This window comes from Pseudoalteromonas sp. XMcav2-N (assembly GCF_024124545.1).
GTDB lineage: Bacteria > Pseudomonadota > Gammaproteobacteria > Enterobacterales > Alteromonadaceae > Pseudoalteromonas.
This window is the reverse complement of sequence record NZ_JAMXSF010000020.1, coordinates 34,539-52,034: the sequence shown is the minus strand read 5'-3', so window position 1 is coordinate 52,034 and position 17,496 is coordinate 34,539. Positions and strand designations below refer to the sequence as shown.

Sequence of the window (17,496 nt, the reverse complement as noted above, 5' to 3'; positions counted from 1 at the left end):
TCCTTTAATTTCAGATTGATAACTGTGTTTTTAAGTCTTTTTCCTACTTTATTTAATTGTGCTTAGAACCATACTTTTGTCATATTTTTGCTGAATTGATATTTAATATATTGCATACAATATGCATTGAGGGTAGCGTAAGTATGATACTGGGGACAAATTATTGAATTTGGTAATTGCTCCATCAGGAAAAATAATAATTGATACACGTAGGAGTACAGTAATGCGTCACAATGGGAATGTAAGTCGGGCTTTTGTCATGAATATGATTGCTTTAGCGGTCGCGTCTGCCAGTGGTCATTCGTTTGCCGCAGCAAATGATGAAAGTGGAGCGAATGAGCCTGAGCGGATAGAGGTGACAGGCTCGCGGATCCAAAGAACAGATATGGAAACAGCGAAACCCGTCTCTGTTATTTCGAAATCAGACATAGTGGCAACGGGGCTGAACGACATAGCCAGTGTTTTGGCTGAAAGTATTTTTAACTCAGCAGGTACTTCTATTGCCCACTCAAACAACTCTGCGGGTAATTTTTCCGCATCTAATCTCAGGGGGTTAGGCTCTAACCGTACCCTCACGCTAGTGAATGGCCGTCGTGTAGCAACGTCAGCTTCAAACTATGGCTCAAGCACAAACGTCAATCTGATACCCATTGAAGTAGTAGAAAGAATTGAGATCCTGCGGGATGGCGCATCATCAATATACGGATCTGATGCAATGGGTGGGGTTATCAATATTATTACCAAGAAAGACTATGACGGTATGCAGCTTTCCGTGAATGCATCACAAGCAACTCGTGGTGGAGCAGGGCAGCAAGGTGGCGCACTGACCTATGGCACCAGCAATGATAAAAGCTCGATACTTGTTGTGTTGGAGCACCAGACGAACGAAAGCCTGCGCGGCGGTGACCGCCCTCATTTAGATGCAGAGCATAATGAAAAGCGCTGGAGTTCTCGCTATTCTCCGTGGGGGTCATACAGCTATGAAAATGAAGATGGGGAGCGGATTTATAGCCCGGGCCCGGACTGCCCTACAGAAAACATTCGCGACCGTGACGGTAATATGGGTAAGCAATGTGGGTACGATGTCTTCGATGGGAAGTACTACTTGCCAAAGGTTGAAAAAACATCAATTTTCACCAATTTTACCTATGAAATTAATGATGATGTTGAGTTCTATAACTCCATTTTGCACACACGTGATAAGAACTTCACATCGGCTACTCCTATGTGGGCGAGTGGTACGCTCGCAGCAGATCACGTAAATAACCCTACAGCCGGCACTGCCGACGCACGTGATATTACATATTACCACTACATGGAAGGCGCATTACCCAGAGAGTTTACATTTAGAACAGAGTTACTGGATATCAACACCGGTATTAACTGGGACCTTGATGAAGGTCGTTTGTCAGTTAATTTGGCACATAGTAAAGATAGCTTTGTGCAGGAGTCAAACTACTACTATTTCGTAGATAAGTTTGATGAAGCGGTTGAAGAGGGCCTCTACAACCCCCTTGCGTATGGTGGTGGTGATAAAGCGACAGAAGAGGTGCTGGACAGCTTTCGTCATAGCCAACACAGACTGGGTAAAAGTACGACCAAGGCCGTAACGATTGACTGGTCAAGCACACTCCCATTTGAGCTCGAAGGTGGTGCAATTGGCTATGCTATCGGGGCCGAATACCGTTCACTGGAATTGTTTGATGAGCAAGATGCACAGTCAAACTCAGGAAACGTCAAAGGCGCCTATGGTGGCGATGTTGTGGGTAGCCGAAATTATCGGGCGGCTTATTTAGAGGTTGAAGCGCCGATACTTGATACATTGACCGTCTCTGCTGCAACTCGGTATGACTCATATAGCTTGCCTGATCAGGGGCAGTTATCGAGCAGCCTGTCTGCCAGATATGAAGTGACAGAAGATTTGGTTGTTCGAGGCTCTTTCAGTCAGGGCTTTCGTGTGGCAGACCTGAATGAAGCCATCGGTGAGGAAAGTATTGGCTACTATGGGTTATGGGATCCTAAGTATTGCAACCCAGTTCCCAAAGCGCAACGCGCTACGTCAGACTTATGTGACAATCAAAGCGTGCCAGTCCGCTCGTTTTCAAACCCTGATCTGGAGCCAGAAGAATCAGAGCAGGTGTCTTTTGGCTTTGCCTATAATCTAACAGAAGATTTTGATATGACATTAGATTATTGGAATATTGAGATCACCAATGAGATTAAAGACATTAGCGGGCGCACGGTACTTGATGAAGAATACTTAGGTAACTTGGGTAATTACAGTGGGCTGTATGTTAAGCGTGACACATCATTGCCTCGTGAAGATGAAATGGTTGAGATTGGCTCTACTGTGACCAACTATCTGGGCCTGGATACATCGGGTATAGATGCGTCATTCGCCGCCAGAGTTGATCTTGAAGACATGGGGACTTTGAAATTCAACTTAGAACTGAGCAAAGTACTTAAGTATGAATTCCAGAAGACCAATTCGGATCCTGTTTATGAGCATGTTGGTTTTATTAACAGACCCGAGTATCGGGCTAGTTTCAAAACCAATTATCGCTATGGTGATTTCGAAGGTTTCGCAACCGTCCGATACATAGGTTCGTTCGATGGTGAATCGCCAGAAGACATTGAAATTGGCAAAGAATGGCAGGACTTTCCTTCAATGACCACCGTCAATCTGGGCGCTGGGTATAATTTTGATGAATACGGTCTGCTTAAGGTCATTGTGACTAATGCCTTTGACAAGCTGCCGCCGGTCAATGACGAATACACTCGAGGGTACACTACACGTGTTCACAACATCATAGGTAGAACCATTCAGCTTAAGTATACCTATTCTTTTTAAATGAAACTCTGACGGGCATGTACATCAGTATATGCCCGTGGATGGCAGCCGGTATTTTCACTTGAGCAGCCCAAGCTCAGCCCTACTGGGCTGAAAACCTGGTATTTCTCCCGCCTACCCGAATCACTTTAGTACGGTGGGCTTTTTTGGTTTAGGAGACCGTCTTATGTTACAACGCACACTGGTACTATTAGTCAGCTCAAGCCTGATACTGACAGCCTGTCAGAGCCTTCCCGTCGGGAAATCAAAGGCAGAGCAACAAAGAGATAGTCAGAAGCTCTATTTACGGGCTGAACAATTTTTGCCGCAAAATCTCGCCTCTTTAGTCAAAAACGATAAATTGGCTGCAAACTGGCTGGATGAGGGGAGTCGTTTTTGGTTTGTTCAGCAGCACGGCCAAGGTCACCGCTTTGTGCTGGTTGACCCGAGTAAGAACACACAGTCTGCTGCGTTTGATCATCAGAAAATTGCGGATGTGTTGCGCGCAGAGGGCCTGACAGAGGTGTCAGCAGCGCGATTACCATTCAAGCAAATTACGCTCAGCGAGTCTCGGTTGGAATTTAATATTGAACAGACTCAATGGTCTTGTATCTTGCCTGAATACACCTGTGACAACCTGGCGCTAACGCAGACCGAAGAACCAGAACAAGGCGTCTCTGCGAATGGACTTTGGCAGGTGGTCGTTGAAAACCACAATCTGGTATTAGTCAATCGGCACTCGAAAGAGCGGACTGTACTTACCCGGGATGGCACTGAGGAGAACCCCTATGCTGCAACTCATCCGAATCCGGCTCGCAGCTTTAAGGCGGGCACAGACTATCAGCATGAAGGCGTTTCACTGGCGTGGTCCAAAGACAGCCGCTATCTAATCACCTATCAGCTGGATCGCCGTGGCACAGACTTATATACCCTGGTTCAGTCTGATCATGAGACGAGCCTGAGGCCAAAAGCAGTGCATTATTATTACCCATCGGCAGGGCAGGAGACATTACCACAAGCCAGCTTGGTGCTGGTGGATATTGCGAAAAAGCGAGCGACAAAGCTGGATGTGCCGCCGGTAATGCAGACCTATTATGGTAGTGCGCTGTGGGGCTGGTGGCAGGAAAACGGTCGCTATGTTTACCATGACCGTCGACGAGGGAATCGTCAGTATTTTATGCGGGAAATTGACCCGCAAACAGCTCAGGTTCGTACTTTGGTTGAGGAGCGTGATGATAAATATGTCGATCCCTGGGTACAGACCTATCGGGCGCTGCCTGAGCGGGACGCTTTTATCTGGAGCTCTCAGCGTAACGGCTTTCAGCATTTGTATTTATATCAGGCCAGTAGTGGTAAATTGCTCAACCCCATTACACAGGGAAAGATGACGGTTCGGGTGATCCGTGGGGTGGACATCAAACGCAAGCAGATCTATTTTGAAGCGTCAGGGCGAGAACCAAACAGAGATCCTTATTTTCGGCATTTATACCGAGTTAATCTCGACGGCAGTGGATTGACTTTGCTTACTCCTGAAGCAGCAGAGCATGATACGCGCCTGTCTCCTGACTTTAAATTTGTCATTGATACCTATTCAACTGCGACCCAGGCACCAGTCACTGTGTTACGCGATAGTCACACGGGTGAGGTTTTGCAAGAGATTCAGCGTGCTGATATCAGTGCGCTGATGGCAACTGGCTGGCGTCCACCAAAACCTTTTGAAGCACTTGCGGCAGATGGTAAGACGACTGTTTATGGTTTGATGTATTTACCATCAGACTTTGATCCCAGCAAACGCTATCCCGTAATTGACGACATATATACGGGACCACATAACTTTTTTACACCTAAGTCTTTTAACACTTACTCGCGTCAGGCGAATGCACTGGCTGAACTGGGTTTTGTGGTGATAAAAATGGATGGACGAGGCACCAACAAGCGGGGTCGGACATTCCATGAGTATTCATTTAAAAACCTCGGCGGTGGTGCTGATGATCATGTTGCTGCTATCCGTCAGCTTGCAAAGCGATATACCTTTATAGATATAGATCGGGTCGGGATCTTTGGCTTTAGCGCTGGTGGCTATGATACGGCTCATGCTTTGTTTAAATATCCGGACTTCTTCAAGGTCGGAGTCGCGGCTTCAGGCAACCATGATTTTCGAGTTGACAAGGCGGGCTGGAACGAAATCTGGATGGGATACCCGGTAACACCTGAGTGGGACAAACAGTCTAATCTGCATTGGGCTAAACACCTCAAAGGCAAATTATTGCTGGCACACGGCGAGCTGGATACCAATGTTCATCCTGCCGCAACCATGCAGCTGGTGTCTGCATTGATCAAGGCAGATAAGCACTTTGACTTGATGATCTATCCCAATATGGGCCATGTGCTCGACGAACACCCTCATTTTGTGCGGCTCAGGTGGGATTATTTCCTGCGCCATCTGAAGTAATACCAATTTCACTTAATACCTGTTCAATTTGAAGGAGCAAATATGTCACTAACAGTGTTAAAAATTTCTCATTTAGAACAACCAAATAGCGAAATTTTTGCCTCGTTATCGACGATATTTTCTCGCCTCAAAATAGAACACTTAATTAAGCAAATTGGTATAACTGAGATCAGGTTGCAGCCGGGTCGCGTTCAATACTTGTTTCTCTGCGTGCCCGGCGAATCAAATTGTTGATTAAATCAACGCTGGACCTGTTTTGGGTTTTCTTTATAATCGACTTAATTGTAGAAAAACAGAATACGCAGAGGATGCAATATGAGTGTGAGTATTTTCAGGACAATAGTACTAATGAGTTGGTTGACCTTGGTTATTACCCTCCTTCATGCAGTCTTCAGTTCGCCAGATTTACCTCCATTGCTAGCCGAATATGAGGCGCACACTCAGCAAACAGCATTGACGGTACTGGACTGGGTTATCGGTTTTCTATCCATTGCAGGATTAGCTGCTAGTGTGTCTTTACTTACCTTCTCTAACATTGGACGTTGGGTCTATGCTGTGAGCATGCCCGCAGTCTACTTACTCGGGTTCTTTGGTTCAGACTTTTTTGTGTCCTCCAGTGCTCAGGATGCACTATTTGCGGTTGAAGGCATGCTAACAGGCATTATCCTGAGTCTATGTTTTTTTTCTGATGTAAGTCAAAATTTTACCCGAAGTGCTTAAATTATGTTAATAAGTAAACAGGTGAGGTGAGTACACAAGGCAGTAATATGGATATTTTAATTGCACAGGAAATAGCGTTACACCAGTATGAAACAAGGCAAAACCGCACCGCCATAGAGCGCTTGCTACATGTCGATTTTTCTGAGGTGGGTATGTCGGGCACCTGCTATAACTTTGATTCTATTGTTGCCATGATGGGCAACGAAACGCCGTCAAAATTGAGCGTGCATTCGCAAAATTATCACTGCAATGAATTGGCTCCGGGCGTCCATTTATTACGTTACCAATCTGCGCTGGTCGATAAAGAGGGTAAGGCGTCCGATTTTGCGCAGCGTTGTTCGGTCTGGGTGTTAGAGGGTGATAAATGGCAGCTGAAATATCATCAGGGCACAGCCTGTGTGGCATTTAATCTTATTTAAAGGCGCTGTAACTTGGGCCGGCTGACTGAGATGGGAAGGTAAAACCCTGGCTTAGGGCCGAATCTGAGATTTTGTAGGGCAAAAGTTTAGCATATTCAATTTATTATGTTCCTTATTTGGGGGAGTGTTGTTCGTCCCTTAATTTGACATTCAATTGAATTAGCTATAGGCTGCCAGAAAATATATGCATATTTTACGACATAGTCTATGTCGTGAAGACAAAAAGTCATGTTCCATAATACAAAAAAGTAGCGCATTTCTCCGTTACCAATCCTTTGCATCTGCAACGTTTCTTTATTGGGGAATCTGACAGTGTATCAATGCAGGCATTGTAGATTGTGTGCTTTTGTTTTATTGCCAGTATTCGGTCCGCTGTTCAAACGCTTTTGTCTACTGCATAGTGGCCTATGTATTTAAGTGTTACGAAACTCAATTCGTTGATAGGTCTTAATCTATTGATTTTAAATGAAAATAAATTCAGATAAAACTACTCACGCGTGAGATATGAAGAACTTTTTTGTTATTGAATACTTTAATTGGAGTTACTTTTATGGAACAAAACACATTTAAACGTCTGGATCATATTGCCGTTGCTGTTCGTGATCTTGATAGTACCATGCAGTATTACCAAGATATTTTGGGTATGAAAGTCATTGAAACACGAGTAACCAAAGGCGTAAGCAGTGGGATGCGCTCCTGTGTTCTCGATGCCGGTGCTTTTAGCATTGTACTTATCCAGGGCACGGACGAAAATTCTCAGGTATGCAGATATATAGAGCGCTATGGACAAGGTGTACAGCATGTCGCTTTCGAAGTCGACGACCTTGAAAGAAGTGCTGCGGCACTTGCTGAAAAAGGCATGAGTTTTAGTACTGATGTAATCAATGGTCAGGGGTTGAAGCAGATATTCTCGAGACGAAACGAATGTGATGGAATGATGTATGAACTCATACAAAGAACGGGCGAGACGGGTTTTCAGGAAGAAAGTGTCCATCAACTATTCAATCAACTTGAAAGGCATGATGAATTTTAAGCGCAGCACAAGAGAGCAACTCTTATGAATCAATTTACATCGCGCGAAGCTGAAGTCGATGTCATGAATTTTCTTAACGAAATTTCTTACCGTTATCCAGAGGCTATTTCTTTTGCTTCCGGTCGACCAACTGACAAGCACTTTAATATACAGAGATGGTTAGAGAGTGCAGCAAAGTTCATTGAGCACTTTTCAGTGAAACAGGGCATATCTTATCAACGCGCAGAGCAACTTATTAGTCAGTATGGAAAAACCAATGGCGTGGTCAACGAGTTAATTGCTGAGCAAGTTCGCAAAGACCAAGGAATAAATTGTTGTGATAAAGATATTATCATCACCAATGGCTGCCAGGAAGCAATGGCATTGTGCTTACTTTCCTTGTGTCGGGAACCGGATGATGTTCTGTTAGTTTGCAATCCGACTTATATCGGTATAACCGGCCTCGCTGACGTACTCGATATTGAGGTATGTTCCGTCGATTACCATCATGAAGCACAGTTACTTCAGACATTGGGTGTTAAAATTGAAGCGCTAATAGCAGACAAAAAACGACCTCGGGCCTTTTATTTGATGCCAGATTTTGATAATCCATCTGGGCTTCAGCTTAGTTTACAGGCCAGGCAACAGATACTCGAACTCTGTAGTAAATATGATGTCGCAATACTAGAAGACAACCCATATGGATTGTTTCAATACAATGGTGAGCCAAAACCCGCACTCTATCAACTAGATGAGTCTGGGTGTGTAATCTACCTTGGCACCTATGCAAAAACACTCTGTCCGGCAATTCGAATTGGATATTTGATACTGCCTCCTCACTTTTTAGGTGATGTGCAGCGACAACAGGCCCTGTCAGATAAATTATCCTCCCTAAAAAGCTATTTGTCGGTCAATACATCCCAGATCACTCAAGCGATCCTGGGCGGGGTGCTGCTCGATAATCAGTGTTCCGTTGAGTCGCTAGTGGTGCAGCCTCGCAAAACCTACCTAGACAATCGAGACACCCTGGTCGCGGCACTTGAGAGGTTTTTTGCGGATTATCGAGATCAGGTAAGCTGGAATATACCGGCAGGCGGATTCTTTTTAAAGTTAACCCTACCGTTCAAGTTTAATTCGCAGGATGTGGCTCAGTGTGCACAACACCATCAGGTCATCTGCATGCCCATGTCTTATTTTGCTCAGGATAACCAGTTTGATAACTGTGTACGTCTGGCATTTAGCAACCTGGACCGTGATCAGATTGTGTTGGGGGTCGAGCGTTTGTCACGCTACATCATAGAAAAGCTGGCAGCCCAAAAACTGCGAATTGACAGACAGGAGCGAGCTTAGTGCGAATCCCTTACCATGCAACCCCCGAGATACTGCACAATGCCGTTGTCCGTTGCCTGAAACAGTACGATCTCCCCCCCACAGATGCAGGCATTGTGGCAGATAGTTTGCTGTTTGCTTCTGTGCGCGGTGTTGACACCCACGGTATTGCCTTGTTACCAACTTACCTCAGAGAGTTACAAGGTGGGCGTGCTAACAGGCGGGCCAATATGACTGAGTCAGCCCATCTGCCTGCCACATCAAGGCTAGATGCGGATGGAGCACTGGGAATACTGGCGGGACATCGAGCTATGAATCTGGCAGTGGAAAAGGCGAATACGTTTGGAATAGGCGCCGTATCTGTTGGGAACTCGAATCACTTTGGCGCTGCAGGATATTTTTCATTTCTCGCTGCTCAGCAGGGCTTGATAGGACTTAGTTTTAGTAATGCAGATGCATTAATGGCACCAGACCTTGGCTGCTCAAAGGTGTTAGGGACCAACCCTCTCGCCTGTTGTATCAGGGCACAAGGGGATGAGTACTTCCATCTCGATATGGCAACCAGCCAAATTGCGTTTTCAAAGGTGAAGCAACACTTGGCCCATGGCCTCCCGTTGCCGCAGCATTGGGTGGTAAATGGCATTGATCATGCCACATTAAACAATGTCATTTTAAAACCTTTAGGCGGCTATAAAGGGCAAGGCATTGCAACTTTGGTCCAGATATTGTCTGCATTACTTGCTGATATGCCAACGGATACAGAGCTGTCTCACCTGTTTACAGAGCCATTCGACACCCCTCGACAGGTTGGTCATTTTTTTATTGCGATTAAGGTCAATGCATTTCTGGATGAGTCCCGTTTCAGGGCGAGATTAAGCACGCTAATGGCTGAGATCAGAAGGAGTCGCGCGCTGGAAGCACAGCAGGTGCTTGTACCTGGTGACAAAGAGCATCAGGCTCAGGTGCAACGCCACGAGCAAGGTATCCCTCTGGACGAGGAAGTCGTCAAGGTGCTTGCGCCATATCTGGATGTAACCGACTTTTATCAACCAACATGACAATAATTTCGCAAGTGTGAGCCCATGAAAAATAACAAACACCTTAAAATTGGTTTCATCAATCTGATGCCTGATACGCAAGACTATCATGAAGAAATGCAAAATGTGTTGCAATGCAGTGATGACAACTTTCAGTTGCATGGGCTCAGATTAAGGTCGAAAGCATATAAGAATGTGCCAGCTGAGTTCATCAATGAACATTATCAGTTCATTGATCAGGTCTTGCCTGACATGGATTGTCTGATATTAAGTGGTGCGCCTTTCGAAACCATTCCCTATGCGCAGGTCACATTCTGGCAAGAGTTGTCGCCATTTCTAAAGGAAGCACTTGAACAGCAGTTGCCGGTATTTGCTATTTGCTGGGGGGCACTGGCGCTTGGAGAGCTGTACGGAATCAACCGGGAGTTGCTCAGTGATAAAGAGTTTGGCGTATTTAACTTACAATGTGACCCTCAATGGTCGTCTGCACTGTCAGAGCAATGCTCAGTCCAATTACCCTTTAGTATTCAAGCTCGCTTTGATGCCCAGGATGTCAGCCGTTTAACAGAGCAACACCAACTCAGGGTGATAGCTCGGCAGAATAGTCAAATTGAACACGCGATTTTGGAATCGCACAATGGTATTAATCTGTTCTCCATTGCCCATCCTGAATATGGTAAAGACAGGTTATTTAATGAGTGGCAGCGGGATTTGGCGATGGATCCGCACACTCCTAAACCAGCAGGCGTTGAAATCAATAACAGATCTGACAGCTGGCGACCATTTTCCGTGATTTTATTTAAATATTGGCTTGAGAAAGTGCGCACTCAGAAGTCGCGTAAAGAATTGTCTCTGGTCAACAATTCAACAAGAATATCAGCATAGAGCAACATTATGAATAAAAAGTATTTTTTACGAGAAGATGTGTATTTTGAGCCTTTGTTTAATAATTGGTACATGTGGCCCTATTTATTGTCGCCGGCTACAGCTGCAATGAACCTGGCAAACCATCACTTGCGTGTTATGAAATCGTTTGTTGCGAATGCTAAAATCCATGAGTTAAGTGCGGCGAGTAAGGCGATGGTCGGCAGTTCTTTGATGAATTTATCAGCGGATTCTGCACAGACAGTCCAGAAAATCATAGATCGTTCTACTTCTGAACATGCTGAACTTATCGAGTTTTCAAAGGCCGTTAAGACACTCAACGAGCTGCTAATGAATCAGGCAAAAGGGTGTTCCATGGAGCCCCTTTATGAGCAAATCCCAGAAATACTTCGGGGTTATGTCGAGTTGCATTATGACCTAAACAATCAACCTTCTTTTCGTTTTATCGAAAGCTTACTCTACCGTAGTCCTTTTTACAGGGAAGAAGCTCAGGCAATCAGTCTGGGGAACTTACAAAGTGATCAACGGCCGTTTGTTTTGAGTACCCCCAGATTAGCAGATCAAAACCATTTACACGTTTCAGTACCCCTTAACTCAACTTTTGTGAGTGAACTGTTCAAAATGCGCGATACAGGGGCTGAGATGTCTGAGATAGAGCGTCTGTTTGCAGGGGCTGAGCTTGAAGGGGGGCTTGATTTTAAATCACTCTTTACGGAGGATGGCGGGTCTCGTCATCAACCCGTTGCACAGGGGGAAGTAAGAGTCAGCTATCTTGGTCATGCGGGTATTATGGTAGAAAGCGATACGGTAAATGTATTGGTTGACCCCGTCATCGCGTATCGCAATGATGAACATGACAATAAAATAACCTTCAGAGACTTACCTGAGCGTGTAGATTATGTCCTGCTGACGCATACGCACATGGATCATGTGTGTATTGAAACTTTGGTTCAGTTACGTCACAAAATTAAGACTGTGCTGGTCCCGAAAAGCAATAGTGGTTTTTTGCCAGATCCGTCCATTAAGTTAATGCTGAATCAGCTTGGTTTTGAGCAAGTGATTGAGTGTGAAGATCTCGATAAATTCGGGTTTATGAATGGCTTCATTCAGGCCATCCCTTTCTTTGGAGAACACGCAGATGTCAGTATCCGAAGTAAGAGCGCCTGGCTTGTCTCTGTGCAGGGGAAGAAAATTCTGTGCGCTGCCGATTCATCTAACATTGAACCTAAACTGTTTGACCACCTGCACCGGGAAATCGGAGATGTGGATATGTTGTTTATTGGCATGGAGTGTAAAGGCGGGCCTTTGAAGTGGCTGTACGGACCATTGCTAACTCGAACTATCAGTGACGAGGAAAATCAGAGCCGACGTTTCAACGGCTCGGACTTTACCGCAGCTTCGGCGATTGCAGAAGCGTTTGGTGCGAATGAGGTATATGTCTATGCGCTCGGTCTGGAGCCGTGGTTTGGCTACTTTATGGGGATCTCTTATAACGATGATGACGTGCAGATAGTCGAGGCTGAGAAGCTAGTAAAGCACTGTAAAGCACAAGGGATTACCTCCAAGAAGCTGTGTGGTAAGGATGTATTTCTATTACATGAAATGTCTCCTGAGTTGGCTTAGGCAAAAGAATTAGACGGGAATTGACCATGGACACAATATTAAATATTCTGGATAAACAGGCTGCCGAGCAGCCTCAGTCCACAGCGTTTACTTTTCATCATCAGCAAGAACAAGATTCGATTACGTTTGCGCAGCTTGAAACGAATAGCAAAGCACTGGCACTTAGTATGCGCAATTATGTAAAACCTGGAGAAAGAGCGATTCTACTCTGTCCTGCGGGATTAGAGTACATTCAGCTGTTCTTTGCTTGTTTGTATGCCGGTATTGTCGCAGTGCCACTTTACCCTCCTCACATTAAGCAGCGCAGCGACAGGATCCGCTCAGTAATGAATGACAGTGGTGCAACGGTCGCCTTTACGAGTAACAGCTATTATCCAAAGTTAAAAACCTACTTAGAACAATCAGATGATTATTCACAATGCACTTTGTTAAACCCCGAACAATTGATGAACCAGGTTCCCTGCTCGGGTGAGTTATGTTACTCTGAGCTGGCATTTTTGCAGTATACTTCGGGCTCGACCGGAGCGCCGAAGGGCGTGCAAATTACGCATCAAAACATTCTTGCGAATCTACGGGCGCTAATTGAGCGGACACAATGCACGCAACAGGATGTTTTCGTCAATTGGCTGCCATTGTTTCATGATCTTGGATTGGTTAATACGATATTACTTCCAGTATATCTAGGCAGTCATTCAGTTATCATGACCCCTTCTCATTTTGCCCAAAAACCGGGTAGCTGGTTTGAGGCCATTGGTAAATACAAAGGGACGATTTGTGGGGCACCAAACTTTGCTTATGATTTGGCCTGTGAGCGCCTGAATGATGAACAAATCAACCAGTATGACCTCAGCAGTTGGCGAATAGCCTTTAATGCGGCTGAGCCAATAAATGCCGCGACACTTACACAGTTTGCAACCCGCTTTGCTCCCGCCGGGTTTAATAAACATGCGTTCTATGCTGCATATGGGATGGCGGAGGCAACGGTATTTGTTACTGGTCGTTATCTTGACAGCGAGGATGCTGTACAGGCATTTCACCGTCAATCGCTGTCACAAAACCTGGCTGTAAAGAAGATGGGGGCCAGCAGTTCGGTGGTGAGCTGTGGTTATCCGGCCGCAAACCAGACATGCCTTATCGTTGACCCGGTATCCCACCAGGAGCTCGAAGCAGGTCAGTTGGGAGAAATTTGGTTAAAAGGTGACAGCATGTCTCCCGGGTACTGGAATAAGCCTGAGCTGAACCGAGAAGTGTTTAACGCAACTCTGGATTCTGGTGACGGTGGCTATGTACGTACCGGTGACATTGGATTTATTTATCAGCAAGCTTTGTTTGTTTGTGGCCGTATAAAAGATATTTTTATTATTCACGGACAAAATTATTACCCAACCGATATAGAGATTTGCTGTTTCACAAGCCATGATAAGCTCATCGAAAATGCAGCGATTGCCTTCACGGCAGATACCTCAAAGGGTGAGCAGGTCTTTGTTATACAAGAAGTAAAGCCCGTCGATGCGAAAGGCGACCGAGCTGAGTCGTTAATCGTGGCGGCGCAGAGAAACATTGCTGAACAATATGAGTTATCAGCACAAGTGTTACTTGTTAAAAAAGGAACCTTGCCACGCACCTCCAGTGGTAAAGTACAGCGTGCGCGATGTAAGCACCTGTTTCAGTCCGGTGAACTGGCCCTGATTGGCAGCACCACAGCTCCTGTGGCTAAAGGAACTGATCAACCAGCTACCTCTGATAGTGGTTTGAGCTCAGACATACTGAGTGTATTTCGACGCGTATTTAAACAGCCAGGTATGGCTGCCACGACCAGCTTTTTTGAGTTTGGGGCCGATTCTCTCCAGGTCGGCTCACTGATCAATGCGCTTGAAACTGAGCTACGCATCCAGGTGAGTTTTGAATGGATTTATGAGCACAGCAGCGCCGCAGAATTAGCAGAGTCACTGACTGACGTACATTTTTGCCAAAGCAGGCAAGCAATTTCGGATTTCACTGGGGGGTCCACGGGAAAACTGTCTTCTGCACAACGGCGAATATGGTTTATTAATCAGGTAGAGAAGAGCAAAACATTGATGAATGTACCTGGTGCTTTTCGAATAGCGGGTAAACTTAATGTGCCACTATTTTCACAGTCTATCGATAAACTGGTACAAAGGCATGAAATCTTCCGCACAACCTATCATTTTGATGGCACCGATGTTACTCAGAGCATTGCTCCGTTCACTCACAGCAATTATCTGGTGACGGATATCAGTCGATTTGCTCCGTCAGAGCAAGCTGTAAAGTTAGCAGAGAGATTGAAATTCAACCAGGGGCAGGCATTTGATTTAGCCATGGGACCGATTTATCGCTTTGAGCTTATTATCGTATCTCAGGACGAGTTTTATTTTGTATTTAATATTCATCATATAGCCACGGATGCTGCGTCTATGTCTGTGCTGTTGGACGAGCTAAAGCAAGTTTATCTTGGCAAAACACTGGCCCCGGCTGGTTCATATTTACATTATGCCCATGTACAAACAGAACAGCTCCCTGGCACTTTGGCAAAACATACAGAGTATTGGTCAACACAGCTTAAGGACTGTCAGTTCCGCATTCCGTTGCCCACAGATAAGCGTGCGCCTGAGAAACCAGACTATCAGGGCAGTACTGTCGCAGCTGACTTCCCTCAACCGCTGTTGGATAGGCTTAAAACACTCAATGTTGAGCTGAAAGTAAGTCTGTTTTCAGTATTGTTGTCCGGATTTCAAATTGTATTACAGCGTTTGAGTGGACAGCGCGATATTGCCATAGGGACTGATGTGGCAAACAGAACTGATCCAAGATTTCAACAAACTGTCGGATTTTTTGTGAATCAGCTGGTGCTGAGAACTTTACTGAACGCCAAAGAGAGCGTTCGCCAGCTGCTCAACGGCAACCATCAAATGGTGTTAGAGGCGTTGTCTCATCAGTCAATGCCATTCGACAGTCTGGTACAGCAATTGGGGCTTGCGCGAGGGACCGACAGTACATCGATATTTAATGTAAAATTTCTATATCATGATGCAGTCAATGAGTCATTTTCTCTTCCTGACTGTGTTGTATCACCGCATCAGGACACGATTGCTTCTGCACAGTTTGATGTCACTATGGAGGTCCGTAAAGGGGGAAATGGAGACCTTAAAGCTGTGTGTCATTACAAAACTGCCTTGTTCGATGAGCACAGTATAACGAGTCTTCTGGACTCATACTTTGAAGTATTGACACAACTTCCTGAGGCGCTTAATAACCCACTTGAAACGCTGCTAGCATCTGCTGTTGAAGAAAGAGGCGCACCACAGTGGATACAGGGAGAAAAGCAGCAAACAGCGCAGAGCTTGAATCTCACGGAACGTATTTTAGGCGCCTCGCAACAGCAGGGGGAGAAAGTTGCCATCATCGATGCGTCAGCTGCGATAACCTATGCTGATCTTAAAGAGCAGGTGGACAGACTGGCTACTTTGATGGCACAAATAGGGGTAGGCAAAAACACTATGGTCGGCATCCATCTTGAACGAGGGATAGATCAGGTGTTGTTATTGCTGGCAACGATGAAACTTGGCGCAACATTTGTGCCCCTGGATCCCCAGTATCCAGATGAGCGCCTCGACTACATGATACAAAATAGCGAAGTTGAGTTTGTCTTTACGCACGCTCAGGATGACCCTGTATTGGCACACTGTGGCGCAACTGTTTTTGATATGAGTACCATTCGTCAGGTGATTGCTGAGCCGCTGGATATAAAACTAGATCTGGTCCCCAACAGCACCGAGCATTTTGCTTATGTGTTGTACACTTCCGGTAGTACAGGCCGGCCCAAAGGAGTCAGAATTACGCATAGCAATCTTGTCAACTTGTGTGACTGGTACGTGCAATTTGCTGAGCTTTGTGACAAAGACGTGATGCTACAGGTTATCCCGTTGAGTTTTGATGCCGCGATTAAGAACCTTATTGCACCTCTTTTGGTCGGTGCAAAGCTTGTCCTGGCCCCAAATGGACACTTTAATGCACAGAACACGTTGACGATGATCCGCGAGCATCAGGTTACTGCCATCAATTGTGTACCCAATGTTTTTTATCCCACTTTGGAGCTGAGCGACGATTTTTCTGAATTGCGCTCTTTGCGTTTTGTTGCACTAGGTGGCGAGGCAACGGACTTGCAGCGCCTGAAAAAGTGGATCAATCATGAGTCTACCGATTGTGTACTTGCGAATATTTACGGGCCAACGGAGTGCACTGATATCTCGATTGCACATCAAAGTCATGTTAAAAACATTGACGTAGAGGCCGACTGGCCGATTGGCCGACCCATTATCAATGCGAAAGTAAGAGTTGCAAGTGACAGTCACATATCCACACACATGGGTGAAATGTACATTGCTGGCGCAGGTGTGGGTGATGGATATGTGAACAACAAACAGCAAACAAACAACAGCTTTATCGCTACTTCCGATGAGCTGATTGAATATCGGACCGGTGACTTGGTTGAGATGAGGCAAGACGGCGCGCTGTACTATCTTGGTCGGGTTGATGACCAGATCAAAGTTAAAGGAGTTCGGGTTGAAACAAAAGAAATCGAATCTGCCGCGATAAGTATGCCGGGGATTGCTGATGCCGTGGTTATGCAGAGTGAGGAAAGATTAGTGTTATTTGTGAGTAATGACTCAATGTCTCCTCCTACTTTTAAGCAGATTAAAGAACAAATGCGCCGCCATCTCCCCGCTGCCTGGATCCCTCAAGCTTGTATGCAGCTAGATGTAATGCCAGTGTTACCGAATGACAAAATTGACCGAAGTAAATTGAAGGCGATGTTGGCAGACGTTAAAGTGGAATCTTCTGCGGCCTATATTGCACCAGAAAATGAACATCAGGCAGTCCTCTGTCAGGTTTGGCAACAGGTTTTACAACATGGTGATATAGGTATAGACCACAACTTCTTTGAGCTGGGCGGTGACTCGATAAACGCAGTTCAGGTCGTGGCCGGGTTACAAGAGCAAGGTCTGAGTATTGCGGTGGCAGACATATTTGAACACCAGACCATACGTCAGTTGTCAACGGTGTGTTCGCGAGGAACCACCGATGCAGAAGAAGCGGAGCAGGCGTTTGATATGTTGTCTGCACAAGACCTGGCTTTACTGAATCAGTAGAGCCGTTGGTTTCGTATA

10 protein-coding genes are annotated in these 17,496 nt (G+C 45.6%); all 10 read left to right on the top strand.

Going from position 1 to position 17,496, the window contains the following annotated elements:
* Window positions 1–223 precede the first annotated feature (223 nt).
* The 10 genes from NH568_RS20665 to NH568_RS20620 all read left to right on the top strand — a co-directional run bounded on the left by NH568_RS20665 (window position 224) and on the right by NH568_RS20620 (window position 17,478).
* Entirely contained in the window at window positions 224–2,851 is a 2,628-nt protein-coding gene (locus NH568_RS20665; protein ID WP_253050488.1) for a TonB-dependent receptor, read from the top strand.
* Window positions 2,852–3,017: 166 nt separating this feature from the next.
* Window positions 3,018–5,282 carry a DPP IV N-terminal domain-containing protein gene (locus NH568_RS20660; protein ID WP_253050486.1) on the top strand — a complete coding sequence of 755 codons (2,265 nt, stop codon included), beginning with the start codon at window positions 3,018–3,020 and terminating at the stop codon, window positions 5,280–5,282.
* Between the two features lie 348 nt (window positions 5,283–5,630).
* Complete coding sequence (locus NH568_RS20655) at window positions 5,631–6,002, top strand: hypothetical protein (RefSeq protein WP_253050484.1); 372 nt, start codon at window positions 5,631–5,633, stop codon at window positions 6,000–6,002.
* A gap of 47 nt (window positions 6,003–6,049) precedes the next feature.
* Window positions 6,050–6,421, top strand: a complete 372-nt coding sequence (locus NH568_RS20650; protein WP_253050482.1) for a nuclear transport factor 2 family protein — start codon at window positions 6,050–6,052, stop codon at window positions 6,419–6,421.
* A gap of 550 nt (window positions 6,422–6,971) precedes the next feature.
* A complete protein-coding gene (locus NH568_RS20645) occupies window positions 6,972–7,454 on the top strand; it encodes a VOC family protein (RefSeq protein WP_253050480.1) in 483 nt (160 codons plus the stop codon).
* A gap of 24 nt (window positions 7,455–7,478) precedes the next feature.
* Window positions 7,479–8,783 (top strand): PLP-dependent aminotransferase family protein, encoded by a 1,305-nt coding sequence (locus tag NH568_RS20640; protein ID WP_253050478.1) that lies wholly within the window; start codon window positions 7,479–7,481, stop codon window positions 8,781–8,783.
* A complete protein-coding gene (locus NH568_RS20635) occupies window positions 8,783–9,820 on the top strand; it encodes an Ldh family oxidoreductase (protein WP_253050476.1) in 1,038 nt (345 codons plus the stop codon). The genes NH568_RS20640 and NH568_RS20635 overlap by 1 nt, the downstream gene beginning before the upstream one ends.
* Window positions 9,821–9,844: 24 nt before the next feature.
* Window positions 9,845–10,684, top strand: a complete 840-nt coding sequence (locus tag NH568_RS20630; protein WP_253050474.1) for a homoserine O-succinyltransferase — start codon at window positions 9,845–9,847, stop codon at window positions 10,682–10,684.
* A gap of 9 nt (window positions 10,685–10,693) precedes the next feature.
* Window positions 10,694–12,307 carry an MBL fold metallo-hydrolase gene (locus tag NH568_RS20625; protein ID WP_253050472.1) on the top strand — a complete coding sequence of 538 codons (1,614 nt, stop codon included), beginning with the start codon at window positions 10,694–10,696 and terminating at the stop codon, window positions 12,305–12,307.
* Between the two features lie 26 nt (window positions 12,308–12,333).
* Window positions 12,334–17,478, top strand: a complete 5,145-nt coding sequence (locus tag NH568_RS20620) for a non-ribosomal peptide synthetase (RefSeq protein ID WP_253050470.1) — start codon at window positions 12,334–12,336, stop codon at window positions 17,476–17,478.
* The last annotated feature ends 18 nt before the right edge of the window (window positions 17,479–17,496 follow it).